Here is a 25,308-nt window from a genome sequence, read left to right as displayed (position 1 = left end):
AAAATCTATGTTATAATTATATGTATATAAATTTTTAAGGAGGAATTACTTTGAATATAGTTTTATTAAATCCTGAAATACCTTATAATACAGGAAATATAGGAAGAACTTCTGTTCTTACAAATACAAAATTACATCTTATAAAGCCACTTGGATTCTCTTTAGATGAAAAGCAATTAAAAAGAGCTGGATTAGACTACTGGCATCTAGTAGACTTAGTGGTATGGGAATCATATGAAGAGTTTGTAGAAGCTAACAAAGGAGCAAGAATTTTCTATGCTACTACTAAAACAAAACAAAGATATTCTGATATAGAGTTTAAAGAAAATGACTTTGTAATGTTTGGACCTGAGTCAAGAGGAATCCCAGAGGAGATTTTAAATGCCCACAAAGAAAACTGTATCACTATTCCTATGATAGATATGGGACGTTCATTAAATCTTTCAAACTCTGCTGCTATAATTTTATATGAAGCACTTAGACAAACAGATTTTAATTTTAAAAAATAATAACTAGATAAAACAAAGGGGGAAATTTTATCATGAGCTTAGAGAGTGTTAAAAATTTTTTTCAAGAGAATAATCTTCCACTTTATGTAGAGGAATCACAAAAGGATACTAGTACGGTTAAATTAGCTGCTGAAGCCTTTGGAATAATGGAAGATGAAATTGCTAAAACTATGGGATATAAATTAAAAAATGGAGAGTATATTCTTATTCTTAGTAAAGGGACAGCTAAACTTGATAATAAAAAATTTAAAGCTATTTTCCAAGAAAAAGCTGTAATGATTCCTTTTGATGAGGTAGTTGAAGCAACTGGACACCCAGTGGGAGGAGTATGTCCTTTTGGATTAAAGACTCCTCTTAAAATATACTTAGATAAAACTCTAAAGGAGTTTGATATAGTATACCCTGCTGGTGGCTCTCCACACTCTGCTGTAAAAATTAGTGTAGATATGCTTGCCAAAATCACTCAAGGTGAGTGGGTAGACGTATCTAAAGATTGATGAGGTGAAAAATTTTATGAGAGTATTGGGTATTGACCCAGGAACTGCTATTGTAGGTTTTTCTATTTTAGACTTTGAAAATAATAGATTTAATGTTATAGATTATGGTTGTATCTATACTGATAAAGATATGCCTATGGAGGATAGACTTTGTAAAATTTATTCAGAACTTACAGAGATAATAAAAAAATATTCTCCTAGTGAGATGGCAATAGAGGAGCTATTCTATTTCAAAAATAATAAGACAGTAATATCAGTAGGTCAAGCTAGAGGAGTTATTGTTCTATGTGGAAGGCAGAATAATCTTGTGATAAACCACTACACCCCTCTTCAAGTAAAAACAGGTATTACTGGATATGGAAAAGCTGAAAAAAAACAGATACAACTTATGGTACAGAGAATTTTAGGACTTTCTGAAATTCCTAAGCCTGATGATGCTGCTGATGCTTTAGCTATTGCTATCACTCATATCAACTCAAAAAATTCTGGAATATTTGGAAGGGAGTTAGCTGGAAAATTAAGTAGTAAAAATCTTCCTAAAACTAAAATTTCAGCCAAGGAGTATAGAGAATTAATTTTAAATGGGGGTAATTGATTATGATTATGGAAACTTTAAAAAAGATTCGTTCTCATAGAAGTTTTACTAAGAAAAAAATCTCTATGGAAGAGCTAGAAGAAATGGTGGAAAGTACTAGATATGCTTCTTCTACTAGAAATGCTCAAAAACTTAGATATGTCTTAATAAATGATGAGGAACTTTGCAAAAAAATATTTCCTCTTGTAAAATTTGCTGGAGCTATCCCTTGGAATCCAACTATTGAAGAAGCTCCTACTGCATATATTCTAATGTGTAGTGAAAATCCTTTAGTTAATTTTACTGAAAGAAGTCTTTATTTTGATATGGGAATTGCTTCTCAAAATATTATGTTAGTAGCTAATGAGATGGGATATGCTGGTTGTATAATTGGTTCATACAATAAACCTGAAGTAGATAAATTAGTAGGATTACCAGAAGGGTATGTTTCTCATACACTTCTTACCCTTGGAGAACCTAAGGATACTGTAACTATTACTGAGGCAATTGATGGTAATACAACATACTCTAGAGATGATAATAACCATCACTTTGTTCCTAAATTATCCCTTAAAGATATTTCTTTACTAAAAAAATAAAAAATATTCTTGACTTTTTTAGTAGGTTAATGTATAATTCAAGTATCCTTTCTTTTAAAGAGTTTTAATTTACTTAATTTAATATAAAAGCTGTCAGTTATTTTCTGACAGCTTTTATATTTTTTGTAATTATTCAGATATTTCTTATTTAAAAAGAAAACTAAGAATTGTTCCATATTCCAAGAAGTTGATTAACTATGGCTTATCTCACTAAAAACACAAAACTCACTTCGTTCAAACAGTTGTGTTTTTTAGCGTTCGATTTCACTGAGTTAATCTAACTTCTCTTCATAAATTACACAATTCTTTGAGCTTTCTCAAATTAATTTACTGGCTGAGTAGTTACTATTTTTTGTAAGTGTTTATTGATAATCTTGAATATAGTTTCTCTTCAATGTAAAAATACCTTTCTCTCTTATCCTTTTTATTACCTCTTTATTTTTTACTTCTAACTTTTCAAGAAAAACTAACTCATCTATACTAAGTTGCCCAAATATCAATGAAGATAAATCTCCAATATCAATTTTTATATCCCAATCTCCTGCTTCATTATAAGTTAATTCTCCCTCTTGAGTAAATCTATATACACCATTATTTTCCACTATTATGCTATCAGTTACTAATATTTTCATATCAATATCATAAATATTCATCATTTTAAAAACTTCCATAGGATTTAAAATTCTTCCCATAATAAATGGAAACTCTATCTTTTCAAAAGATTTTTGATTTACAAAACAATACTCTAAATACTTTCCATCAATATTTTTTATCTCTAACTTTGGGTAATACTCTTTGAAAGTTTTTACCAAAGCTAAAAGATTTTCTAAGGCTCTCCTATCTTTAGCAAAAATCTCTCTAATCTCTATCTTTTCTCTTCTATAAAAAGCAATATATCCCTTTATCTCCTCATCTAAATAGATAGAAAATACATCTCCACCATCGCTTCTTATCTCCCTTACCCAATCTCTATAATATTTTTCATCTCTCTCTACATATAGAGATATCTCTGACATCTGGTTATTGTATACCTCTACCAAATCTTCATAGAGTTCATCTTCACTGTTTAATTCTACTCTTTTTATATCATAAGCTCTCTCTATCTTATTATAAGGTAGATTCTCTGTTCTCATAGAGTATTTACTTAATCTAGTTACATATTCAAACCCATATTTTCTATATATCTCTGGATTTATTGGAGATAAAAATACAAAGGGAACCTCTCTTTTTCTGTTTTCTATAAGAGATTCTCTTATTAGCTCATTCATATATCCCTTACCTCTATACTCTGGAGATACTGCTACCCCTACTATATAGATAGATTCAAAAACTGTTCCATTAAAATTTAATCTATAGGGATTTTCATGGAGAGAAGCTTTTATTTCACCATTCTCTTCTAAAAGTAGATATTTATGTCTATCATATAAGTTATCAAAATAAAATTTTACTTCATCTTCAGAATCTAAAAAGCACTTCTGCCAAATTTTCTTAGCTTTTTCAAAATCTTTATCCATTCCATATCTTATCACAATCTTCACTCTCCCTTATAAGATTTCACTTTTCTTTTCTATTTAATTATATTATAATTTAATTATTAAAAAAAATCTATGATATTTAGGAGGATTCATGTTTCAATTTAATTATAAAATTCAAAAAGAAGATATTAACTATGGTGGTCATGTAGGAAATGAAAGAGCTTTACTTTTCTTCCAAATGGCTAGAATGAATTTTTTTGAGTCATTAGGGTTAAGTGAGATGGACTTAGGAGAAGGGGCAGGAGTTATTCAAAAAAATGGATTTGTAGAATATAATAAACAACTTTTCCTTGATGATAGTATAGTTATAAAAATAACTGAGATAGAGTTTTCTAAAACAAGTTTTAATATAAAATATGAAATTTTCAACGAAAATGATGAGAAGGTTATCAATGGTTCTACACTTCTAGTTTGTTTTGATTATTCTACTCATAGAATAAAAAGAGTTCCAAATTCATTTAAAGAAAAATGTTTAGAAATAATTGAGGAGAAATAACTATGAATATTTTAGTTAGTGCTTGTTTATTAGGAGTAGCTTGTAGATATGATGGAAAATCTAAAGAGGTAGAGAGAATAAAAAAATTACTTTCTAAATACAATCTTATTCCCATATGCCCAGAACAATTAGGTGGGCTTCCCACACCTAGAGTTCCTTCAGAAAGATGTGGGGATAAGGTTATTAATAGCCAGATGGAAGATGTAACTTTGCAATATAAAAAAGGAGCAGAAGAAGCTCTTAGACTTGCTAAAATCTTCAACTGCTCAATAGCTATTCTTAAAGCTAAAAGTCCATCTTGTGGTTGTGGTCAAATCTATGATGGTAGTTTTTCAAAAACTCTCATCACTGGAAATGGTACTACCACAGAATTACTTTTAAAAAATGGAATAAAAGTTTTTACAGAAAACTCTCCAGAGTTGGAAAGTCTATAAGTTATTTTGTCTTATACACTCCTTCTAAAGTTGCACTATCTAATACGTGCCCTTCCATCTCTTTATAAAGCTCATTTAGATAGTATCCATTCTCTAATTTTATCTCCTTATCAAGAGCATATATAGTTATTTCATATGTATGCTCTTTATCTGGAGGAGCTGGTCCTCCAAAATGAGAAGCCTCTGCTTTGCTAAGTCCTCCCATTGATGATATCCAGCTATTAACCCCTTGAATTATATCTTTATTTGTTAAGCTTGCATTCTCTTCTAATTTTGTATAGCTACCTGGTATAACAGCAACCCAATGTATCCAAGAAAATCCTGTTACAGGGATAGCGTCGTAATCTTGCATCACTAGAGCAAAACTTTTTGTTCCTTCAGGTACCCCTTTCCACTCCAATGGAAGTGAAAGAGATGGCATACCTTTTATATTTTCTGTTCCATATTGTCCATACTTCTCTTTAATATATCCATTTTCTATTCCAGAACTTGTAAGTTCAAATCCAAAAGCTGATGCCCCTAAAAGAAGTGTTCCTAATACTAAACTCTTTTTCATAAATAATACCTCCTACGTTTTTTTATAGGATATCATATTATTTATCTTTTGTTAATAACTGACTATTTTGTAAGTATCCTATTCCTATTTCTTGAAATTTTGCTAGAACAGGAATTAAGCTCCACCCAAACTCTGTAAGTTTATACTCAGTATGTTTAGGATATACATCATACTCTATCTTTTCAAGAACTCCGTACTCTAACAACTCATTTATATGCTGAATCAACATCTTCTCATTGCAATTTAAAATATCTTTTTTTAAATCAGTGAGTCTTTGATTTCCTAATCTTGCTCTCCATACTATCATAGGAGCCCACTTACCTCTCAATATATGAAAAATTGCCTCTAATGGACATGTTATCTCCCTCAAAATTCCCTCCTTATAAAACAAGGAAGCAACCTTTTCAGTGCTTCCTCATTAATGTAATACCAAAAGTTTGTAAGCCATCATAAGTGTTATTATCAATAACATCTCTAATGAATAATTTTCCACTTTTATCCCCCTACATTTTTTTATTTTCTTTTAAACTTTTTTTTATATTTTTAAGTCAAAAGAGTATAAAGATAATTTTATTATATCATAGTTATCTTTTTAGTTGAATAGTTTTTTTTATTTCTTAGGTGGTACTGTGAAATTCAATTTGTTAATTTTATTTTTTATAATAAACTATATAAGTTTTTCTAGCACTAAAAGTGCTTATGATTATGAGATTACAGAAAAAAGAGGAATTATCTATCTAAAAAAAGACTCCTCTCCTTTTACAGGAAAAGTTATAACTAAAAAAGATAGGAGTTTCTATCTTGAGGGAAAACCTCATGGTAAATGGTTAACTTTTTATCCTAATGGTAATCTTAAATCTATTGAAAGTTGGAAAAATGGAAAACTTTTTGGTAAATATATTCTTTATCAAGAAAATGGTACAAAAATTTTTGAAACAACTTATCTAAATGGAAAAGACAATGGAAATTATTTTCTTTTTCATCCTAATGGACAGATTCAAGTTCAAGGAAGATTTAAAAATGGTATCCCTAAAGGAGTTTGGAAATATTATAATAGTAAAGGAAAATTAATAGGTAAAGCTACCTATCCTGATAATTAGTTATTTAATATTTTGTGGGAGAGTTCATATCTTTTAAAGGAGGGTTTCATATGAAGCTCATATTAAGTAAAATACTAAATACTTCTGTTCTTGCTTCTCCTAAAAAAGCACTTCAGTTGTATAAAATAATTGCAAAAAGAATAAAATTAGGTAAATCTATAAATATTGACTTTTTAGGAATACAGGCTACTACCCTTTCATTCCTCTATATAGTTTTTAGTAATGTAGCTAAAGATTGTGGTAAAAGTGCTAAAGAATTAAAAAATCTTATATCTATATCAAATGCTTCTCATAATTTAATTGAAGAGATAAGATACCTAAGAGATAATTATAAAAAACTTAGCTTACAATTCTCAGCTATTGAATATAGTTATTCATAATTTAGCTTACCAAACCTCTAGATAAAAATAAAAGATAGAGAGTGCCTCAGATTTTTCTGTTGCTCTCTCTATTTTTTATTTGATATTTTATTAATAATTATGGAATTTGTACTTGTGATATATGTTCATACTTAGAAAGCTCTAGTAATACATCTACTGCTTCCATCTGTTTAGCCACTATTAAAGTATAAGAAATTTTATTCTCTTCAATAGATTTTGTTACATCTTTAATTCTTACGTTCATCTCTTTAAAAATATTATAGTTTTTTATTAATATATCACTATAAGAATATTCTTTATTGTATTGAATATCTATCTTCATTATATGCTTATTTTCAATCCAGTATCTCTCTAGTTTTTTCAAAGTCACTAAAACTATTATAATTCCAATTCCTGCTGGAATTGCTAAATAATAAAAGCCCCAACCTATACTAAGTCCTAAACAACCGGTTGCCCAAATAGAAGCTGCAGTAGTTAATCCTCCTATAATTCCTTTATCTCTCATTATAGTTCCAGCTCCTAAAAAACCTATACCACTGACAACTTGAGCTCCAATGCGTCCTAAATCAGTTTTTAAGACTTGGGCTACTTCTGGATGTAAAATTGTATACTTCAAAATATTCACTCTTAATTGATCTTGTATCATAGAAACAATAGCAGCACCTAAACATACTAATATATGAGTTCTAAAACCAGCTGGTCTATTTTGATGTCCTCTCTCATACCCTATTACTCCTCCAATAATTATAGCCATTACTATCCTCAAAATTATTTCATATAATGGTAACTCATTGGTAAATTCACTCAACTATTTTCCCTCTTTCTCTTTTTTATAATATTTTTAATAAATACTTCTTAAAATTTTAAAATTTATATAAAAACCTACTCCAAAACCAATAACAATAATAAATTCCCATATATAAATATTATATAATATAAATAAAATAATTATTAAAATAGGGTATAATAATATTATAAATGATTTTTTTATATTTATTAGACTTTTAAAAAAAGAATATTTTATTATATCTAAATTTTTTTCTTCAATTTTATCAATAACATAATAATAGTAATATGACATTGTCATTAATATGATTAAAAATGAACTTAAAAAAGGAAATAATATTATTTTTGCAAGTATTATTTCTTGATTCCATAAAAAAATAAAAATTATAATAAATAATATTCCTAGTATTAACATTATAATATTCAATACAAGTACTTTCTTTACTATCCTTTTAAATTTTTGAAAATAAAAAGTTATAATATTTATTTCAATATCCTTATCCCACATTTTAATTACTTCATAGCAGCTACTTATTCCTGCTCCAAAAGTAATAACTGGAATTGACGAAATTATAAATAATAAATTTAAAAAAATTAATTGTCCTAATAAATTTAGAAATTTTTTCATTCTTTTATTGATATCTCACTTTCTTTATCAAAGAAATGTATAAAGTTTTCATCTATATCAAAACTAACATTATCGTCAACAGTTAATGGAATATTAGAATTTATCCTTACTATCAATTCTATATTTTCAAGTTTAGTATATATATAAGATTCTGAACCTATCATTTCATAGTTATTTATCTTAAATGTTTTCCCAGTATCACTAAGCTTTATATTTTCAGGTCTTATTCCTATAACTATTTCTTTTCCTATATATCCTTTATCTCTTAAAATCTTAGCATCACTTTCTAACAACTCTTTTTTTATCATCTCATTTTTTATATATACTTTTCCTTCCTCTTCCAAAACTTGGCTAGGAATAAAATTTATTTGAGGTGTTCCTATAAATCCAGCTACAAACATATTTTTAGGATGATAGTATAAATTTCTTGGATTATCAACTTGTTGAATTATTCCATCTTTCATTACAACTATTCTAGTTCCTAATGTCATAGCTTCTACTTGGTCATGAGTAACGTATATAAAAGTAGTTCCAAGCTCTTTATGTAATCTTGCTATTTCTACTCTCATATGTGCTCTAAGCTTTGCATCAAGATTAGATAATGGTTCGTCCATCAAAAATACTTTTGGAGTTCTAACAATAGCACGTCCCATTGCTACTCTTTGTCTTTGCCCTCCTGATAGCTCTTTTGGGTATCTATCTAATAAAGATGATAGATTTAAAATTTCAGCTGCTTTATTAACTACAGAATCTATCTCTTGCTTTTTAGTATTTTTTAATTTTAAACCAAAAGACATATTTTCATATACATTCATATGAGGATATAATGCATAGTTCTGAAATACCATTGCTATATCTCTATCTTTAGGCTCTACATCATTTATTAATTTATCATCTATCCATAACTCTCCTGAAGATATTTCTTCTAATCCTGCTATCATTCTAAGAGTTGTTGATTTTCCACATCCTGATGGTCCAACAAAGATAATAAACTCTTTATCCTCTATATCTAAAGTAAAGTCTTTTATTGCAGAATATCCATTTGGATATGTTTTACATAAATTTTTAATTTTTATCTGTGCCATTTTTTCCCCCTATATTTCTATTGCTCCAAACTGTTTTTCTCTTATTACTTCTCTATAATCTTTATCTAAATGCATACAATAAACATTTTTTCTTTTATCTATAGGAATCATTTCTTCTAAATCAACTATATTTCCATGAGCTGCATGAGAAGTCTTTTTACTTGAAATATCTAGATAAAGTTCATCTATCTCTCCAGATAAATATTTTTCTAAAATTTCTTCAGGAACTCTAGCACAATCACCACTATAAAAAACTTTTTTGCCTTTTATACTTATTAAATAACCATAAGATATCATATCAGATACATGTGGTACCACTACTGCTTCTACTTTTATCTCATTATTATTTAAAGAGTAACTATAATTATATAATTCATCTCCAATTCCTACTATCTCCAAAAATTTTTTTAAATAGTCAGTAGGATGTATTACCTCAACTATTTTTTTATCTTGCACATAATAGCAATATGACAACAAACTTCCTAAACTTCCTACATGGTCGCAATGGGTATGTGTTATAAAAACCTTTATATATTTTTTCTCAATTAATTTTCTTTTTAATATCTCGTCAAAAACAGTTTCTCCACAGTCAAATAAATATAAAGTATCTTCTGTTTCATAATAAGCACTTGTATTCTTCAATTGTGGAAAAAAAGCTGATCCTATTCCTAAAAAATTTAATAACATATTTACTCCTTTATTTTATTCCTGAACTCATAAAGCTATCTATAAATTGTTTTTGTAATATAAAAAATAAGATAATTAATGGAAAAACTATTATAAATGTTGCTGCACATACATTAGCCCATTGTAAATTTGCTTCTTTTGATTTTGCAAATAAAGCTAACCCAACTGTTAAAGTTCTATTATTTACAGAATTGGTTACAATTAGTGGCCATAAATAGTTATTCCAGTGATAACTTATAGATACTACAGCAAATGATAGATAAGCTGGTTTTGCACATGGCATATATATTCTCCATATTATTTGCCATGTGGTTGCTCCATCTATTCTTGCTGCTTCTGCTAAAGATTTAGGTATACTTTTAAAATGTTGTCTTAATAAAAATATTCCAAATGCAGATCCTAAAAATGGTAACATAATTCCTAATTTTGTATTTAACATTCCTAATTCTCTTAGCACCATAAAATTTGGAGTTATCAAAACGTCATTTGGTACAATAATTTGCATAAATATTATTACAAATACTATTGCAACACCTTTAAAATCCATTACAGCTAATGCATAAGCTGCCATTGTTGATGTAAATACTTGAATAGTAAATGTTACTATAACGATTAAAATTGTATTTATATAATAAGTTTTAAATGGTACTGCATTCCATACATACTTTATATTGTCCAAAGTAAAGGCTGTTTTAGGAAACAATGACATTTTAAAAGATGGTTCAGAAAAAGCTGTTCCTACCATCCAAACTAGTGGTATTAACCATAATATTGCTATTAAATAACCTATTATTGTGATTATTTTATCACCTGTATTATTCTTCTTCATTTTTCTCCCCTTATGAATTGTAATGTGTATTCTTATCTTGTTTAAAAAATCTTGGTAAAGATACAATTAACAATAAAAATAACATTATTACAGTTAGTACTCCTGCTTTTCCATAATTAAAATTAATGAAAGACTGTTGATATATATAGTACAATAACAATGTACTTGCATTATTTGGAGCCCCTTCTGTCATTATAACTATATGGTCTACTAATTTAAAAGAGTTTGTTAATGCTACAGTTGAAATAAATATAGTAGTTGGTTTTAAAAGTGGAATAGTTATATATTTTAGTATTTTCCATGGGCTTGCTCCATCAATTACTGCAGCTTCATATAATTCCCCTGAAATATTTTGAAGTCCTGCTAAATAAAATACCATTATAAATCCAACTTCTTTCCAAATATACATTATAGCCATAAATGGAAGAACTGTTTTTCTATTTGATAATACATTCATTGGCTCCATTCCCAAAGAAATTAAAAGTTGATCAAATAGTCCATTTTTCCCCATATATATAAAAAACCAAATACTTGCTACTGCTATCATCGGCATAACAACAGGGTAAAAATATGCAGTTCTTAAAAAACCTACATTTTTATTTTTTCTGTTAACTAATAGTGCTAAAAGCAACCCTATTATTAAACTTGGAATTATTGTCAGTAATGAAAAATAAATTGTATTCCACATAATTTTCCAAAATAATGGGCTTTGAAAAATATCAACATAGTTTTTTAATCTTATAAATATTGGCTCTTTCATTCCTAAATTATATTTACTAAAACTTAAATATATACTTTTTAATATTGGATATACAGTAAAAATTGTCATAAAGATTATTGCTGGGCTCAAAAGAGCCCAGGCAGTTAAATTTTCTTTCATTTTTTTATTTATTTTCATATCAATCACTCAACTATTTTAATTAATTGTATTCATTTAAAACTTCAGTAGCCTCTCTTTGAGCATTATCTAATGCTTCTTGAGGAGTAGCTTCTCCTGTTACTGCAGATTGAATATTATCATTTAATATTCTCCAAATCTGTGCTGCATTATATGTTGTTAATTCAGGTTTTGCATAAGGTAATTGTTCATAAGCTACTAAAGCTTCTGGATATTTTGTATAATATTCTTTTAATTGTTCAGTTTGATAAGCACTTTCTCTAGTTGGTACATATCCTGTTTCTATACTCCATTTAGCCACGTTATCAGGATTTGTCATAAATTTAATAAACTTCCAAGCTGCAGCTTCTTTTTCTGGAGATAAATTAGGAGTGATATAGAAATTTCCTCCTCCAGTAGGAGCTGCTACTCTTTTATTTCCAGGTAAAAATGCTACTCCATAATTAAATTTAGCATTATCTCTAATGTTAGCAAAGTTTCCTGTAGTATGATAAATCATAGCCACCTCTCCAGCTAAAAATTGAGTAGGTAAATCTGTCCATTGTACTATTCCACTTGCCATTGATTTATATTTATTTTGTAAATCTAACCAAAATTGTAAAGCTTCTACATTTTCAGGAGTATTAAAATATACTTTTTTACCATCTTCATTCATTAAATTTTTACCATCTGTACTATTTTGTAAAGCAAATCCTGTGAATCCCCATTGAGCTGATCCAGAGTTTAAAGCTATTCCTACTCCTTTTCTATGATCATTTGTTAGTTTTACTGAATAGTCTGCTAATTCTGCCCAAGTAGTAGGTGCCTTTTCTGGATCTAAACCAACTTCTGTAAATGCATCTTTATTATAAAATAATACCATTGTACTTCTTTGGAATGGGATAGGATAAATTTTTCCTTCAACATATGAATCTTCCATAAATCCTGGTAAGAAATCTTCTATATATTTTTTCCCTTCTTCTCCATCTTTTTTTATTAAGTCATCTAATGGCATAGCCATTCCAGCATTCGATAAAGTAAATCTTTGTGTTGCTAAACTTACAAATAATTCAGGGGGATTTCCTCCTTGTGCAGCTGTTTGTATTTTAGTAACAGTATCATCATAATTTCCTGTATAAACTGGCTCAACTACTATATCTGTATTTTGCTTATTAAATTCTTCTGTCATTTCACTTACCAAGTTAGCTGCTTTACCACCAACATTTACTGGAAAATAAAAAGTTAATTTTGTTGTTTCATCTTTTTTTTCTACTACTTGTTCTTTGCTATCATTACATGCTGTTACTCCAAGTGTTAATGCCCCCAAACATATTAAAAGTGCTTTTCTAAATCTCTTCATCTTTTCCTCCTTGATTTTTCTTTAATTTTTTAGTGCTCTCTCTTATTATCAATTTACTTTCTACCTCTTCTGTTACTTCATTCCCTCCCTCCATTAAAGATATTATTTTTTTTAGTAAAGATTCCGCTAATTTTTTATAATTTAATGAAATTGTACTAAGTGATGGTATTGTATATTCAGATACAGGAAGATTATCAAATCCCATTACTGCAACATCATTTGGTACTTTTATTCCATTATTAAATAGCTCACGTATTAATACAATTGCTTTCTCATCTCCATTTACAAAAAAACATTCAGGTAAATTATATATATATTTTTTAGCTATTTCTTTTATCTCACTTGAAGTATTTATAAATCTTTCTATTTTCAACTCTTGAATATCAGAATTTACCTCAGTATATGCTTTTATTATTCCCTCTATTCTTTGTTCATTCATAGGGAGACTTTCTCCAGTAATAAATACTATTTTCTCTCCAATATTTTCAATTATATATTTAGTTGCTTTATAGCAAGAATTAAAATCATCATTAGCTACATATATATTTTTTTTATCATAACTTTTTCCAAAAATAATAAAAGGAATATTATTTTTTTCTAGTAACTTTATTCTTTCATCATCTTTTTCTTCATAAAATATAATGGCTCCATCAATAAACGTACTAGCTTTACTAAGTAAGGATTTTTCTAATTCTTCATCTTTATAATATTGTTCAACTAGAATAGAGATATCACTTCTAGTATTCTTTAAAATTATTTCATTGACTAGAGTACTTGTCCAAATAGTTGCTTTATGCCCAGATTTTCTCTTTAATAATATTAAAATATTTTTATTTTTTTTAGAAACTAAGGATTTAGCATAAAAATTAGGCTTATAACCACATTCTTCTATTATTCTTAAAATTTTCTCTCTTGTTTCAGCTTTTACTTTTAAATCTTTATTTATAACTCTTGAAATGGTTTGAGTTGAATAACCACTTAATTTTGCTACTTCTTTTATTGTTATATTTTTTTTCATATTTTCTCCTTAAAAATGTTAACGTTAACATTTCTTTTATATAATTATACAATAACAATAATATTTTGTAAAGTGTTTCACCTGATTTTTTGTTCGTTTTAAAAGCAAAAAAAACTTTTTTAAATTAATTTTTTCGAAATAAATTTTAACATATCTGTGTTAAATTAATTTTAAATTTATGTAAAAAATATGTAAATAAATAAAAAAAATTACCTCTATTTGAATTTAATACAAATAGAAGTAATTTCTCATCTATATAAAAATTTAATTTTAAGCTACTTTCCTAAATCTGGCATAGTTTGAGCTAAGATATCATCTATATTTTTTACTAACTCTGCTTGAGCTTCTAAGAAAGCATCTACATCTCCAGATATTTCAATAGTTTCCATTATATCTCCTTGAGCTATGCTATCTACTACTTTTTGGTCCTCTTCAGATACAACTTCTCCAAAGATAGTGTGTTTATAGTTTAGCCACTCAGTAGGTACATGAGTGATAAAGAATTGAGATCCATTTGTATTTGGTCCAGCATTAGCCATAGCTAATAATCCTTTTCTATCAAATACTACCTCTTTCTTAAATTCATCTCCAAATTGGTATCCAGGTCCACCAGCACCAGTTCCTGTTGGGTCTCCTCCTTGAATCATAAAGTCAGCTATTACTCTATGGAATTTTAATCCATTATAATATCCTCTTCTTGATAGATGTACAAAGTTTGTAACTGTCATAGGTGCTACTTCTGGAAATAATTTTAAATTGATATCTCCCTTAGCAGTTTTTATTTTAGCATTTAATACTATATTTTCCACCTGTTTTCCCTCCTTAGTATCTAATGGTTTTCCAGCTCTCTTATGAGCTTGATAATAAAACCCTCCAGCTATTATTAGCAAAAGGACAACTATTTTTAAAATTTTCATAGTTCCTCCATATTTTAGCACATTTTTCTATTTTTTCATAGTTTGATTATAAGTATTTAACATCTCATCTTTAGATATTGTTCCATAGATTTCATAAGTCCACTCTGAGTCTAATTTTTTCTTTAAATCATCTATATTTTTTTGAACTCTTAAAACCTTTTCTTCTAAAGCTCTATACTCCTCTCTCACTGGTTGGAGCTTATAGATACACTCTATCTGTTCCTCCTCTTGAATGGCATTTTTTAAATCCATAGCAAGTTTATCCTCTCTATCTAGAACTTTATTTACCTTATCTAATAGATTATACTTAGTATTTTCCATCTGTTTTTTTTCATACTCAAAAAGTTTTTTTACTACTTCAGCTCCAGACTCTCCTTGAAACCTCTCTCTTAATTTCATTTGAGTTCTAATAAACTCCTCAGTAAAACTATTTTCTTTCATAATATCATAGATATATTTTTTTATGTTTTCAAACTTTTCAATATCTATCTCTTCATCATCTTTTATCTCAGTTTTTAATCCTTTATAAAGCTTTTCATATTTAGGAATTACTTCATTTTGTAAAATTTCTAAAGCTGATATTTCATCATTATTTTTTAATTCTTCCATTCTTTTATTTATCTTTACAAAAACTTGAAGTATTACCTCAGTAGAAAATTTTAAAATCTCATTACACTCTTTTCTTTCCATCTTTCTCTCCATAGTATTGATAATAATGGCACTCTATTCCACCATTATATAGTTTTCTATTTTTTGTAGCTTTTTTACCAAAAGCTTTTTCAAATCCTTTGTGAGAAGTGATTATATAGTATGACCACTTAGGAATTCTCATTCTACAAATATCTCCAAGTAATCCATACAATCTCTCAACTGCTTCTTCATCAAGAAGTCTATCTCCATATGGTGGATTAGTAATTAAAGCTCCATATTTCTCATCTCTTTCCATATCTAAGAAGTTTTGACACTCTAGATGGATATCATCTTCCACCCCAGCTTTTGCTATATTTTTTCTAGCTATCTCTACAGTGTCAGCATCTATATCTGAACCATAGATTTTTACCTCTTTTTCATAATCTTCCATTGAAAAAGCTTCATCTCTCACGTCTATCCAATCATTTTCTGGAATAAGTTTCCAATCTTCAGAAACAAAGTTTCTATTAGCACCTGGAGCTATATTTCTAGCTATCATAGCTGCCTCTATAAGTAGAGTTCCTGTACCACACATAGGGTCAACAAGAGGTAAATCTCCACCTTTCCATCTTGATAGAAGTACTAAAGCAGCAGCCATAGTCTCTTTTATAGGGGCTTCATTTTTTATAGCTCTATATCCTCTTTTATGTAATGGCTCTCCACTTGTATCTATCATCACTAAGAAAACATCATTATGGGCTTGAATTTTTATAGCAAACTTTGCTCCATCTTCATAGAAATAACTCTTTCCATACTTCTCTTTCATCTTCTCTACAATAGCTTTTTTAGTAATTTTTTGTATATCCGATTTAGAAAAAAGTTTAGATTTTACAGAGCTTACCCAACTTACTGGAAACTCTCCATTCTCTTCTATAATATCTCCCCAAGGAAGTCTTTTTACATTATTAAATAGCTCATCAAAAGTAAGAGCTTTAAACTCTCCCATTTTGATAAATACTCTATCAGCACATCTCAAGTGTATATTTGCTTTAGCTATATCTCTTAGTGTTCCTTCAAATTCTACTCTTCCATTAAAAGCTTTTACATTTTCAAAACCTAAAGCTACACACTCATCTCTTACTACACTCTCTACTCCCATAGTAGTAGACGCTATTAATGTTATCCTATTTGTCATCAATTACTATCTCCTCTTTTATTTAAAAGTTTTATATATACAAGTTTTAAAATTCCAAAGGCAGGTACTCCAAAAAACATTCCAACAGGTCCAAATAAACTACCACCTATAAGTATAGCTACTACAACCCAAAATGTTCCCATACCTACTGTTTCACTTACTATTTTAGGTCCTATTACCCAACCATCTACTGTTTGAGCTATTAAAATAGCAAGTCCTAAAAATATCAACTTGAAAGGTTCTGCTAATCCTACTAGTAATACTGCTATTGCTCCAGCTATTATAGAACCTATATATGGTATCATATTCCCTACTCCTATCATTATTCCACTTAAAAGGGCATAAGGAGTTCCACTTAAAAACATCACAAGAAATGTTATTATTCCTACTGCTGTAGATACTATTATTCTACCCCATACAAATTTTAATAATACCTCTCTTGATTCTCCTAAAAATACCATAATACTTTTAGCTTTTTCTCTTTCAAAAATAATTGAAAAAATATTATTTATAAATCTTACAAAATACTCTTTATCTATCAATATCAAAAAAGCTAAAAAGAAACCTATAAAAAACTTAGTGAGAGCTATTCCCCACCACACTATATTCCATAAAACAGAGATACCAAAATCTTGGAGATATTTCATATTCTCTTTTATGAAGTTAGTGATACTAGCCTTTATCTCATCATCTCCCATAAGTAACAAGCCTTTTCTCTTTAGATACTCTATCAACTCACCAGCATATATTTCTAATCGTCCTTGCATTGCTGGCAATTTACCATATAAATCTTTTATACTCTCTATCACTTGTGGAGCTATTATCCCTATAAAGATCCCTACCAATACAAATACCAAAAATATAGTTAATAGAACAGCTAAAATTCTCCTTATTTTCAATTTTTTTTCAATAATAGTTACTATTGGCTCTAAAAAAATTGTTATAAAGAAAGCATAGATTACAGGTACAAGATATCCTACATACTTGCTATATATCTCTCTAAATGTATCATATTGTTGTAAAAAACTTTGAATAATTACTAATACTATTCCTATTCCTAAGAGCTTAATCCCTCTTATTTTATTCATCTTATCACCTCTATCTTATGATGTAATCTAAGCCATCTTCATCTTTTTTATCTCCCACTATTTTTATTAGAAGTCTATCAGGTATCCCTATTATGACCTCTCCAGGAGAACTTATCCATCCTCTTTTTACATTTATTTTTTTAGGAGAGTTTGAGCTAGTTGCTCTTACCATATTGTCTTTAAATTTTACATTTACTCCTCCCAATACAGTATCTACAAAAATATCTCTCTCCTCTTTTTGCAATGGATAAATATATTTAAGAGTTCCATCTACATAGATTTCCACTTTTGATGGTTTTTCCTCTCCTAACTCTAATACTTTTGTTCCTAAGGTATAGAAAAATATTATAAAAAATAGATATACTACTAAATCTCCTACTCTAAAATATCTTCTCCCTCTCATATTTTAACTCAAAGATACCCCTATCTTCTCTCCCATATATACCTTTGTTTCTATACCTTTTTTTGTATTCTCTATTAAATCTCTATCGATTTTAACCTTTCCTTTTTCAAAAACTAAGACACAAGTAGAACCACCAAAATAGAAATATCCTTTCTCTTCTCCTTTTTTTACATAGGTATTTGGTTGATAACTTTGTTTTATTCCACCTACCATAGTAGCTCCTACTTCAAACATAGCTATATCTCCAAATTTTTCTGTCTTTAAAATAGAGTATTCCCTTTTATTTTCACACAATATTCTGAAGTTCTTTTTTATAGCGTGGGTAGAAACAGAGTAATATACCCCATCTACTAACTTACTCTCACTTATCTCTCCATCTGCTGGAAAATGAAATCTATGATAGTCAATAGGAGCAAGTCTAATTATCATAAAAACCCCATCTCTATACTTTTCAGCTAAATCTCTATCAGCAAAAAATTCTTCAAGAGTAAATTTATCTCCCTTTATATAAAACTCTTTTTCTCTATCTAAATTTTCAAATACTAAAATTTTTCCATCTGCTGGAGAGATAAGATGATTTTCATTAAAATCTACAATTCTAGCTCCCTCTTTTAACTCTCTATAAAAGAAATCATTAAAAGTTGTAAACTCCTCTATTCTTTTTTTAGCTTCACTTATATTTATATCTGCTTCCTCTATAAAACTAGGAATTTTTTTTACTGATTCTGGCTTATCCATTTTCTTTCCATAGTAATCAGTAAGAAATTTTTTCTTTACTACTAAATTTAAAGGTAACTCTCCTAAAGGATTATAATATAAAAATTTTAAATATTTTTCCCCAGGAACTTTTTCTGTTTTTATTTCCCCTGTTTTCCTCTCTATATATTTTATTTTACTAAACTCCATGTTTTCACCTTTCTTAAAAAAATTTGAGATTTTTTTCTCTTTTTATTGTATAATACTTTATAGCTACAACACTATCTTACCAAGGAGGATAAAATTATGAAAAAAATAGCTCTTATAGCTCATGACAACATGAAAAATGATTTAGTTGAATTTACTAAAAAACATGTTGACTTCTTCAAAAAATACCCATTAGTTGCCACTGGCACTACTGGAAAAAGAATTGCTGAGGCAACTGGATTAGAGATACACAGATACCAATCTGGACCAATTGGTGGAGACCAACAAATTGGAGCAGATATTGCTATGAATGAAATGGAAGCAGTATTCTTCTTTAGAGATCCACTTACTGCTCAACCTCATGAACCAGATATTTCAGCTCTTATCAGACTTGCTGATGTACATAAAATACCTATTGCAACTAATCAATCAACAGCTGAACTATTAGTAACAGCACTAAAATTAAAATAATTATAATTACTTATCAAAAGAAAATTAAGAATTATTTCATATTCCAAGAAGTTGATTAACTATGGCTTCCAAAATTCTAAGAGCTTTAGCTCTCTAAGAATTTTGAGACACAGAAAGCAAAGCTTTCAGTGTTTCCTTAGTGTAACACAGAAAATAAATTTCTGTGTCTCAATAGTAGTAGTCGTTAAACCTCCTCTACTATTGGAAAACTCGTTTCATTCAAACAGTTGTGTTTTTAGCGTTCGATTTCGCTGAGTTAATCTAACTTCTTCTTATAATTTTCTTTATACTACTTTTCTATTTCAGCCTTTATCCCTTTAATAAGATTATATTTCAATTCTATCAAATCAGATGATAAATCTACTTTATATTTATGTGGATTTTCTAATCTTTTTCTCTCTTCTGATACTTTTTCAAGACTTTCTAAATAGTATTTTTGAGAATCCATTATATCAAATAATTTTTCATATTCTGACATAATTATCTCTCCATTTATTACGTACTCTCTAGTCAATCTTTTTACTGTATACTCTCCCTCTTTTAATTCACTTGATTTAAAATCATATTTTTCATCTCTTATAGTAAGAGTCTTTCCATTGATAAGCAACTCTCTATCTCTATCATTTTTCATAAGAGTAATCAAATCAGCATAGGCAAGTCCACAAGTATCATAAACTCTATATACCTCTTTAAATCCTGGATTAGATATTTTTACAACATCCTCTGAAAGTTTTATAACAGGCTCATTATCTATTTCAACTATCTTATAAACTCCACCAAAACAAGGATTAGATTTACTTACTGCAATTTCATCTCCTACTCCATAAGAATCAGCACATACTCCTTGCTCTTTTAAAGAACGGATAAGCTCTTCATTTAATGAATTTGTTAAAACTATTTTAGCTTTTTTAAATCCTGCCTCGTCTAGTATTTTTCTACATTTTTTTGAAAGATATGCCAAATCTCCAGAGTCTATCCTTACTCCATACATTCCTTTATAATTGTCATCTATTCCACAGTTTTTAAAAGCTTCTATAGCATTTTTTATTCCCATTCCTATAGTATTATATGTATCTATTAATAGAATTAGACTATTTTTTTCTCTATTTTTTCTATGCTTTATAAAAGTCTCAAAAGCTGTCCTTTCAGCTTGGCTTCCTACACCAAAAGTTTGTACATATGAATGAGCCATAGTTCCTACACTAGGTATTCCGTACTTATACTCAGTTACTAAATTTGAATGATTTGCACATCCCCCTATTACAGCAGCTTTATTTCCAGCTACAGCACTATCAAATCCGTGAGCTCTTCTACTTCCAAAGGATGATACAGGTATAGGATAAGCTGCTCTTGTTACTCTTGAAGCTTTTGTTGCAATTGCCATCTGCATATTGATAATATTTAATATTGGAGTTTCTAAAATTTTTGCTTGAATTAATGGAGCCTTTACTGTTAGTACTGGTTCATTTGGATAAACTATCTCTCCATCTCTCATAGCTAATATATCTCCAGTAAATTTCATTTTAGAAAGATAATCTACTAAGTGTTCCTCTTCTAGTATTTCAGAAAAATACATTCTCTTTTCCTCTTCTGGTGTGCTATTTAATATCTCTATTAGATTTATTACCTCTTGAACACCTGCTACTACTGCAAATCCTCCATCTTCTGTTTTTCTAAAATATACATCAAATACAGCTATTTTTTCTTCCATATTTTCCATTAAAAATATATCACTCTCTGTATATTGATATCTATCTGAATTTATAACTCTTGCAAAATCTGTCAATACTCTCGACTTTTCCATCTTTCTTACTCCTTATATTTTATAGTCTTTTCCATATAATTATATCATTATTTTTTCTTTTTTACTATAAAACATCTTTTTTTTTGAAAAAAATAATGTTATTATGTAGAGGATAAATATTAATTGGAGGCGGATTATGAGAGCTGTTATACAGAGAGTTAAATATTCTAGTGTAAGTGTTGATGGAGAGATTGTAGGTAAAATAAATCAAGGATTTATGGTTTTACTTGGAATAACTCACACTGATGGAGATAGAGAAATTGATTGGCTATCTAAAAAAATTAAAGATTTAAGAGTTTTTGAAGATGAAAATGGAAAGATGAATTTAGGTTTAGAAGATATCAAAGGAGAGTTACTTGTTATATCTCAATTTACTCTATATGGAGATTGTATCAAAGGACGTCGTCCTGGATTTGTTGAGGCAGCTAGACCTGAGATAGCTAAACCACTATATGAAAAATTCTTAGATAAATGCAGAAGTTATGGTATCAAAACAGAGGCTGGTATATTTGGAGCTGATATGAAAGTTGAGCTTCTAAATGATGGTCCTGTTACTTTAATTATCGATACTAAAGATGTAGCAAGTTTTAAATAAACTCTTGAGAATCTAGTAACTAGCCAAGTGTAAATTAAAAAAAGAAAATTCAAAGAATTGCGTAATTTATGAAGAGAAGTTAGATTAACTCAGCGAAATCGAACACTAAAAAATGCAATAAGTCGAAGACTTAACCCTTGCATTTTTAGTGAGATAAGCTCATAGTTAATCAACTTCTTGAAATATGGAGCAATTCTTAGTTTTCTTTTTAAAATAATAATGACTTAGTAATTACAAAATATTCTTAAAACTTTTTTAATTTTACCTTTGGTTCACTTGGTAATCCAAAATTTGGAATCATTCTATCTAAACCTGTTATTGTTAAAAATAACATACTTATTACTGCTATATAGGCAATAAAATTATATTTTATTATATCTAAAGCTTTGAAGTCATACAGTGGGTAAACTGTTGAAGCTATTCCTATATAAAAACCTATATATACGTGCCAAGGTATAAGTTGCGAACCAAAAACTCCCATAGCATCACTAAATGTAGCATTTCTCAATTTTAATTTTTCCATATCTTCTGGACTTCCCTCTACATTTTTTTCTACAAGGTTTCTAATAATAGGTCCAACAGTAACTATTTGAGCCATCTCATCTGCTAAAGTCATATTTCCTACTATTGATAAAACTCCATTCCAAAACATAAGCTGTCTAACATTTTTAGAAATTTTTATAAGTAGAGTAGATAGAGGTCTAAAAGCATCTATTGATTTCATTATTCCACCAAAAGCAGATACCCACATCATCATTACTATTACCCAAGACCCTGCCCCAGAAAATCCAGACATTATCAGATTTTCTAAAAAATCTCTTGTATCTACAACTGTTCCTGCTATCTTTCCTAAAACATATGAAGATATTATTCCTATAAAAAGACAGATAAAAGTTTGATAACCTCTAAAAGCTGCTCCTAAAACAAGCACTAAAGGAAGAATCATATATACAGGAACACCTTGTTTTACTTGGTTAAGCAGTGTTACTGCTGACTCCCTTTCTGCAGCTAATTTTGTCCACACATCTGCTGGTATTTTAGCTATTGCCTCTGCTCCATTTCCAGTTATATTAGGTAAGTCAAAAGTAAAACCTGCTACTCCAAAAGCTATGATTCCTAATAGTAAAACTAAACCAGACCATACCCCTTGGTGTCTTACTCTTTTTATCACCTCTACTCCCTGTATTCCAGAGCTGACTATTGTAGTATCAGAGATAAGTCCTATATTATCTCCAAAACAAGCTCCTCCAGCTATTGCCCCTAAAGTTAAGAAAATATTCCCACCTACTATATAATTAAGCCATAAAAATATCGGAGTACAAGCTGCAAATGTTCCCCAACTTGTCCCTGTGGCTATTGAAAGAACTGAAGTTACAATTGCTCCTACTATTGCTATTGTTCTCCCTGTTATCCCTATTTTCAAAGCTAGATTGATTATAGCTGCTCCTACTCCTGTTGACATAAATACTTCTGCCATAGCATATGCCATCATCAAAATAAATAGAGCTATCACTATCTCCCTTACATTTGAAAGTGCTGCATCTAAAATTTCATTAAATTTTCTTTTTTCTGTTATTACTGCTGCTAATGCTGCTGCTACTGTAGCAATAGGTGCTGCTATTAGTGCATCAAATCCTCCTATCATAAGTCCTGCTAGTATAACAACTGGCATTAATTTAATTACTTCAAACATATGTCCTCCTGTTTTTTAAAATAAAAAAATCACAGTTTAGAATACTAAACTGTGATAAAATATCATAAAATATATTTTATAAGTTACAATCACAAATAGCACTCCATTGATTTCTCAATGACAGTAAGACAGATATTCTCTGAATTACCAACAAAAAAGCCTGACCTCTTTTTCATTTCGGCAACTTCCCCTTTTATATTACCTCACTGTTTGTCAAACTAAGTAATATTACTCTTGTCAGTTGCGCCTCTATTTTTATATTTTATTTACAAAAATGATTATAACTAATTATTTTATTAATGTAAAATATATATTATTAATGATATATATTTCATTCTTATTTTTTATATATTTTTTTCTCTATAATTCTCACTATTGGAACTAAAAAAATGAAATAGGAGTAAGCTAAATATTTTAAGCTAGGTAACTCCATCACAGTAGCAGGAAATAGGCTAGCTAAGTTCCAAGGAATACCAGCAGCTAGGACAATGGCACTATTTTCAATATCAATAGCAAATTTTTCTCTAGATATTTTTTTAATTTCATAAATTTTTTTCATAATATCTATTGTCATTACCACAGCAATAGATTGATTACAACCTAACATTCCAGCTATTATACTTACTATAACTGTCCATATAAAAAGAGAAAACTCACTTTTACTTTTTAAAATTATCTCCTCAATTTTTGAAAAAATCTTCAGCATCTGAATCAAACCTGAAAGACAGCAAGAGATAAAAATTATTATAGCAGTTTTCCACATAGAAAGAATCCCTCCACCTTTTAATATAGGGTAAAGAGGATTATCCCTTTCAAGAAAAAATCCTAAAAAGAGAGTTCTTACTATATCTACTATTTCCCTCCCTTGTATAAAATAGCTAAGTATCATAGCCATAACTATACTAAGTATCAAAGAGATTTTCACATTTACTTTCAAAAGTGTTAGAACTAAAATAATTACTATTGGTAGAAAATTTAAATATGTAAGATTAAAATTTTTCTCTAATAAATCTAACATAGCTATATTTTTTACTATCTCATTACTTCCACTATTACAAAGTACATATAGTATTCCACTCAATACAAAGGGAATTGCTCCTGTCTTTAGCATATTTTTTATATTGATATATAAATTAGTCTTTGTAAGAGTAGCAACTAAATTGGCACTAGATGATACTGGAGAACATCTATCCCCAAAATAAGCTCCAGATATTACAGTTCCACCTACTATTGATAAATCAGCTCCCAAACCTTTTCCAATAGCTATCATAGCTATCCCAACTGTACCTGATGTTCCAAAGGCACTTCCTAGAAGAAAGGCTACAACTGAAGTAATCAAAAATGATGATAGATAAAAATAATTGGGATTCATCAATCTTATACCCTGATATACAACTGTGGGAATTGTTCCTGACATTATCCAAATAGATGAAATCCCACCCACTAATAAAAATATCTTTATTACCAAAAGAGATTTTTTACCACTTAAATACCCATTCTCCACTATCTCTCCCAACTTAAATCCCTTTATCAGAGCTATAATTCCCAAAAAAATTAAAACTCCATTAACTCCTATTCCGACATATGATTTTACTAATATATTTAGAATCATAGTAGTAAGTACTAATATTACCCCTAAATATTTTTTCATTTTCTTCC

At 28.8% G+C, this 25,308-nt stretch carries 29 protein-coding genes and 1 riboswitch; of the genes, 10 read left to right on the top strand and 19 right to left on the bottom strand.

Going from position 1 to position 25,308, the window contains the following annotated elements; genetic code table 11:
• Positions 1-50 precede the first annotated feature (50 nt).
• Genes FMAG_RS10785 through FMAG_RS10770 form a run of 4 tightly spaced genes read left to right on the top strand, consistent with a single transcriptional unit; the run spans position 51 to position 2,179 of the window.
• On the top strand, positions 51-509 hold the full coding sequence (locus FMAG_RS10785) for a tRNA (cytidine(34)-2'-O)-methyltransferase (RefSeq protein WP_005886610.1): 459 nt from the start codon (positions 51-53) through the stop codon (positions 507-509).
• Positions 510-541: 32 nt separating this feature from the next.
• The gene (locus tag FMAG_RS10780) at positions 542-1,006 is read left to right on the top strand and encodes a YbaK/EbsC family protein (RefSeq protein ID WP_005886608.1); all 465 of its coding nucleotides are present in this window, start codon (positions 542-544) and stop codon (positions 1,004-1,006) included.
• Between the two features lie 16 nt (positions 1,007-1,022).
• Positions 1,023-1,601 (top strand): crossover junction endodeoxyribonuclease RuvC, encoded by a 579-nt coding sequence (gene ruvC / locus FMAG_RS10775; protein ID WP_005886606.1) that lies wholly within the window; start codon positions 1,023-1,025, stop codon positions 1,599-1,601.
• 2 nt (positions 1,602-1,603) lie between these two features.
• On the top strand, positions 1,604-2,179 hold the full coding sequence (locus tag FMAG_RS10770; RefSeq protein ID WP_005886605.1) for a nitroreductase family protein: 576 nt from the start codon (positions 1,604-1,606) through the stop codon (positions 2,177-2,179).
• A gap of 362 nt (positions 2,180-2,541) precedes the next feature.
• On the opposite strand, the gene FMAG_RS10765 is transcribed toward FMAG_RS10770, so the two are convergent.
• On the bottom strand, positions 2,542-3,708 hold the full coding sequence (locus tag FMAG_RS10765) for a GNAT family N-acetyltransferase (RefSeq protein WP_005886603.1): 1,167 nt from the start codon (positions 3,706-3,708) through the stop codon (positions 2,542-2,544).
• Positions 3,709-3,805: 97 nt separating this feature from the next.
• Between FMAG_RS10765 and FMAG_RS10760 the strand changes: the two genes are divergently transcribed.
• Entirely contained in the window at positions 3,806-4,210 is a 405-nt protein-coding gene (locus FMAG_RS10760; RefSeq protein WP_005886601.1) for an acyl-CoA thioesterase, read from the top strand.
• A 2-nt stretch (positions 4,211-4,212) separates the two neighbouring features.
• On the top strand, positions 4,213-4,644 hold the full coding sequence (locus FMAG_RS10755) for a DUF523 domain-containing protein (RefSeq protein WP_005886599.1): 432 nt from the start codon (positions 4,213-4,215) through the stop codon (positions 4,642-4,644).
• Between the two features lies 1 nt (position 4,645).
• Here FMAG_RS10755 and FMAG_RS10750 read toward each other — a convergent pair whose 3' ends face one another.
• Positions 4,646-5,200 (bottom strand): YbhB/YbcL family Raf kinase inhibitor-like protein, encoded by a 555-nt coding sequence (locus FMAG_RS10750; protein ID WP_005886597.1) that lies wholly within the window; start codon positions 5,198-5,200, stop codon positions 4,646-4,648.
• Positions 5,201-5,237: 37 nt separating this feature from the next.
• The gene (locus FMAG_RS10745) at positions 5,238-5,570 is read right to left on the bottom strand and encodes a winged helix-turn-helix transcriptional regulator (RefSeq protein WP_005886595.1); all 333 of its coding nucleotides are present in this window, start codon (positions 5,568-5,570) and stop codon (positions 5,238-5,240) included.
• Between the two features lie 259 nt (positions 5,571-5,829).
• On the opposite strand from FMAG_RS10745, the gene FMAG_RS10740 reads away from it, so the two are divergent.
• Together FMAG_RS10740 and FMAG_RS10735 are read left to right on the top strand one after the other, a co-directional pair.
• A complete protein-coding gene (locus tag FMAG_RS10740; RefSeq protein WP_005886593.1) occupies positions 5,830-6,300 on the top strand; it encodes a toxin-antitoxin system YwqK family antitoxin in 471 nt (156 codons plus the stop codon).
• 50 nt (positions 6,301-6,350) lie between these two features.
• Positions 6,351-6,680, top strand: a complete 330-nt coding sequence (locus tag FMAG_RS10735; protein ID WP_005886591.1) for a DUF4325 domain-containing protein — start codon at positions 6,351-6,353, stop codon at positions 6,678-6,680.
• A 97-nt stretch (positions 6,681-6,777) separates the two neighbouring features.
• Here FMAG_RS10735 and FMAG_RS10730 read toward each other — a convergent pair whose 3' ends face one another.
• The 13 genes from FMAG_RS10730 to FMAG_RS10665 all read right to left on the bottom strand — a co-directional run bounded on the left by FMAG_RS10730 (position 6,778) and on the right by FMAG_RS10665 (position 19,089).
• Positions 6,778-7,488 carry an MgtC/SapB family protein gene (locus FMAG_RS10730; RefSeq protein WP_005886589.1) on the bottom strand — a complete coding sequence of 237 codons (711 nt, stop codon included), beginning with the start codon at positions 7,486-7,488 and terminating at the stop codon, positions 6,778-6,780.
• Between the two features lie 602 nt (positions 7,489-8,090).
• Positions 8,091-9,179 carry an ABC transporter ATP-binding protein gene (locus tag FMAG_RS10720; protein ID WP_005886587.1) on the bottom strand — a complete coding sequence of 363 codons (1,089 nt, stop codon included), beginning with the start codon at positions 9,177-9,179 and terminating at the stop codon, positions 8,091-8,093.
• A gap of 9 nt (positions 9,180-9,188) precedes the next feature.
• Positions 9,189-9,866, bottom strand: coding sequence for an MBL fold metallo-hydrolase (locus FMAG_RS10715; protein ID WP_005886586.1), 678 nt, complete (start codon positions 9,864-9,866; stop codon positions 9,189-9,191).
• 10 nt (positions 9,867-9,876) lie between these two features.
• Complete coding sequence (locus FMAG_RS10710; RefSeq protein ID WP_005886585.1) at positions 9,877-10,695, bottom strand: carbohydrate ABC transporter permease; 819 nt, start codon at positions 10,693-10,695, stop codon at positions 9,877-9,879.
• Positions 10,696-10,705: 10 nt separating this feature from the next.
• Positions 10,706-11,593, bottom strand: a complete 888-nt coding sequence (locus FMAG_RS10705; RefSeq protein WP_005886584.1) for a carbohydrate ABC transporter permease — start codon at positions 11,591-11,593, stop codon at positions 10,706-10,708.
• A 22-nt stretch (positions 11,594-11,615) separates the two neighbouring features.
• The gene (locus FMAG_RS10700) at positions 11,616-12,932 is read right to left on the bottom strand and encodes an ABC transporter substrate-binding protein (RefSeq protein ID WP_005886583.1); all 1,317 of its coding nucleotides are present in this window, start codon (positions 12,930-12,932) and stop codon (positions 11,616-11,618) included.
• Complete coding sequence (locus FMAG_RS10695; protein ID WP_005886582.1) at positions 12,919-13,950, bottom strand: LacI family DNA-binding transcriptional regulator; 1,032 nt, start codon at positions 13,948-13,950, stop codon at positions 12,919-12,921. The genes FMAG_RS10700 and FMAG_RS10695 overlap by 14 nt, the downstream gene beginning before the upstream one ends.
• A gap of 275 nt (positions 13,951-14,225) precedes the next feature.
• Positions 14,226-14,867 carry a peptidylprolyl isomerase gene (locus FMAG_RS10690; RefSeq protein WP_005886580.1) on the bottom strand — a complete coding sequence of 214 codons (642 nt, stop codon included), beginning with the start codon at positions 14,865-14,867 and terminating at the stop codon, positions 14,226-14,228.
• Between the two features lie 27 nt (positions 14,868-14,894).
• Positions 14,895-15,557: a hypothetical protein gene (locus tag FMAG_RS10685; protein ID WP_005886579.1), complete on the bottom strand. Its 663-nt coding sequence runs from the start codon at positions 15,555-15,557 to the stop codon at positions 14,895-14,897.
• A complete protein-coding gene (locus FMAG_RS10680) occupies positions 15,538-16,692 on the bottom strand; it encodes a THUMP domain-containing class I SAM-dependent RNA methyltransferase (protein ID WP_005886578.1) in 1,155 nt (384 codons plus the stop codon). The genes FMAG_RS10685 and FMAG_RS10680 overlap by 20 nt, the downstream gene beginning before the upstream one ends.
• Positions 16,692-17,780: an AI-2E family transporter gene (locus FMAG_RS10675; protein WP_005886577.1), complete on the bottom strand. Its 1,089-nt coding sequence runs from the start codon at positions 17,778-17,780 to the stop codon at positions 16,692-16,694. The genes FMAG_RS10680 and FMAG_RS10675 overlap by 1 nt, the downstream gene beginning before the upstream one ends.
• A gap of 10 nt (positions 17,781-17,790) precedes the next feature.
• Positions 17,791-18,183: a NusG domain II-containing protein gene (locus FMAG_RS10670; protein WP_005886575.1), complete on the bottom strand. Its 393-nt coding sequence runs from the start codon at positions 18,181-18,183 to the stop codon at positions 17,791-17,793.
• A 3-nt stretch (positions 18,184-18,186) separates the two neighbouring features.
• Complete coding sequence (locus FMAG_RS10665; RefSeq protein ID WP_005886573.1) at positions 18,187-19,089, bottom strand: phosphatidylserine decarboxylase; 903 nt, start codon at positions 19,087-19,089, stop codon at positions 18,187-18,189.
• A gap of 96 nt (positions 19,090-19,185) precedes the next feature.
• On the opposite strand from FMAG_RS10665, the gene mgsA reads away from it, so the two are divergent.
• Entirely contained in the window at positions 19,186-19,557 is a 372-nt protein-coding gene (gene mgsA / locus FMAG_RS10660; protein WP_005886572.1) for a methylglyoxal synthase, read from the top strand.
• A gap of 289 nt (positions 19,558-19,846) precedes the next feature.
• On the opposite strand, the gene FMAG_RS10655 is transcribed toward mgsA, so the two are convergent.
• Complete coding sequence (locus FMAG_RS10655; RefSeq protein WP_005886571.1) at positions 19,847-21,361, bottom strand: nicotinate phosphoribosyltransferase; 1,515 nt, start codon at positions 21,359-21,361, stop codon at positions 19,847-19,849.
• A gap of 136 nt (positions 21,362-21,497) precedes the next feature.
• Here FMAG_RS10655 and dtd point away from each other — a divergent pair, with 136 nt between their 5' ends.
• Entirely contained in the window at positions 21,498-21,956 is a 459-nt protein-coding gene (gene dtd / locus FMAG_RS10650) for a D-aminoacyl-tRNA deacylase (protein ID WP_005886570.1), read from the top strand.
• A 244-nt stretch (positions 21,957-22,200) separates the two neighbouring features.
• Here dtd and FMAG_RS10645 read toward each other — a convergent pair whose 3' ends face one another.
• Together FMAG_RS10645 and FMAG_RS10640 are read right to left on the bottom strand one after the other, a co-directional pair.
• On the bottom strand, positions 22,201-23,649 hold the full coding sequence (locus FMAG_RS10645; RefSeq protein WP_005886569.1) for a Na+/H+ antiporter NhaC family protein: 1,449 nt from the start codon (positions 23,647-23,649) through the stop codon (positions 22,201-22,203).
• 88 nt (positions 23,650-23,737) lie between these two features.
• Positions 23,738-23,909: riboswitch (Lysine riboswitch) on the bottom strand.
• A 77-nt stretch (positions 23,910-23,986) separates the two neighbouring features.
• Positions 23,987-25,300 (bottom strand): Na+/H+ antiporter NhaC family protein, encoded by a 1,314-nt coding sequence (locus tag FMAG_RS10640; RefSeq protein WP_005886568.1) that lies wholly within the window; start codon positions 25,298-25,300, stop codon positions 23,987-23,989.
• Positions 25,301-25,308: the final 8 nt, after the last annotated feature.

It is taken from the genome of Fusobacterium mortiferum ATCC 9817 (assembly GCF_000158195.2).
In the GTDB taxonomy this organism is placed as follows: domain Bacteria; phylum Fusobacteriota; class Fusobacteriia; order Fusobacteriales; family Fusobacteriaceae; genus Fusobacterium_A; species Fusobacterium_A mortiferum.
The sequence above is the reverse complement of the archived record's forward strand: the minus strand, read 5'-3'. Positions and strand labels throughout refer to the sequence as shown.

Bases quoted from the DNA above. Each gene is read 5' to 3' on its own strand.
- FMAG_RS10780 (WP_005886608.1), top strand. From the start codon at position 542: ATGAGCTTAGAGAGTGTTAAAAATTTTTTTCAAGAGAATAATCTTCCA.
- ruvC (WP_005886606.1), top strand. From the start codon at position 1,023: ATGAGAGTATTGGGTATTGACCCAGGAACTGCTATTGTAGGTTTTTCT.
- FMAG_RS10770 (WP_005886605.1), top strand. From the start codon at position 1,604: ATGATTATGGAAACTTTAAAAAAGATTCGTTCTCATAGAAGTTTTACT.
- FMAG_RS10760 (WP_005886601.1), top strand. From the start codon at position 3,806: ATGTTTCAATTTAATTATAAAATTCAAAAAGAAGATATTAACTATGGT.
- FMAG_RS10755 (WP_005886599.1), top strand. From the start codon at position 4,213: ATGAATATTTTAGTTAGTGCTTGTTTATTAGGAGTAGCTTGTAGATAT.
- FMAG_RS10750 (WP_005886597.1), bottom strand. From the start codon at position 5,200: ATGAAAAAGAGTTTAGTATTAGGAACACTTCTTTTAGGGGCATCAGCT.
- FMAG_RS10735 (WP_005886591.1), top strand. From the start codon at position 6,351: ATGAAGCTCATATTAAGTAAAATACTAAATACTTCTGTTCTTGCTTCT.
- FMAG_RS10720 (WP_005886587.1), bottom strand. From the start codon at position 9,179: ATGGCACAGATAAAAATTAAAAATTTATGTAAAACATATCCAAATGGA.
- FMAG_RS10715 (WP_005886586.1), bottom strand. From the start codon at position 9,866: ATGTTATTAAATTTTTTAGGAATAGGATCAGCTTTTTTTCCACAATTG.
- FMAG_RS10710 (WP_005886585.1), bottom strand. From the start codon at position 10,695: ATGAAGAAGAATAATACAGGTGATAAAATAATCACAATAATAGGTTAT.
- FMAG_RS10705 (WP_005886584.1), bottom strand. From the start codon at position 11,593: ATGAAAATAAATAAAAAAATGAAAGAAAATTTAACTGCCTGGGCTCTT.
- FMAG_RS10700 (WP_005886583.1), bottom strand. From the start codon at position 12,932: ATGAAGAGATTTAGAAAAGCACTTTTAATATGTTTGGGGGCATTAACA.
- FMAG_RS10695 (WP_005886582.1), bottom strand. From the start codon at position 13,950: ATGAAAAAAAATATAACAATAAAAGAAGTAGCAAAATTAAGTGGTTAT.
- FMAG_RS10690 (WP_005886580.1), bottom strand. From the start codon at position 14,867: ATGAAAATTTTAAAAATAGTTGTCCTTTTGCTAATAATAGCTGGAGGG.
- FMAG_RS10685 (WP_005886579.1), bottom strand. From the start codon at position 15,557: ATGGAAAGAAAAGAGTGTAATGAGATTTTAAAATTTTCTACTGAGGTA.
- FMAG_RS10680 (WP_005886578.1), bottom strand. From the start codon at position 16,692: ATGACAAATAGGATAACATTAATAGCGTCTACTACTATGGGAGTAGAG.
- FMAG_RS10675 (WP_005886577.1), bottom strand. From the start codon at position 17,780: ATGAATAAAATAAGAGGGATTAAGCTCTTAGGAATAGGAATAGTATTA.
- FMAG_RS10670 (WP_005886575.1), bottom strand. From the start codon at position 18,183: ATGAGAGGGAGAAGATATTTTAGAGTAGGAGATTTAGTAGTATATCTA.
- FMAG_RS10665 (WP_005886573.1), bottom strand. From the start codon at position 19,089: ATGGAGTTTAGTAAAATAAAATATATAGAGAGGAAAACAGGGGAAATA.
- mgsA (WP_005886572.1), top strand. From the start codon at position 19,186: ATGAAAAAAATAGCTCTTATAGCTCATGACAACATGAAAAATGATTTA.
- FMAG_RS10655 (WP_005886571.1), bottom strand. From the start codon at position 21,361: ATGGAAAAGTCGAGAGTATTGACAGATTTTGCAAGAGTTATAAATTCA.
- dtd (WP_005886570.1), top strand. From the start codon at position 21,498: ATGAGAGCTGTTATACAGAGAGTTAAATATTCTAGTGTAAGTGTTGAT.
- FMAG_RS10645 (WP_005886569.1), bottom strand. From the start codon at position 23,649: ATGTTTGAAGTAATTAAATTAATGCCAGTTGTTATACTAGCAGGACTT.
- FMAG_RS10640 (WP_005886568.1), bottom strand. From the start codon at position 25,300: ATGAAAAAATATTTAGGGGTAATATTAGTACTTACTACTATGATTCTA.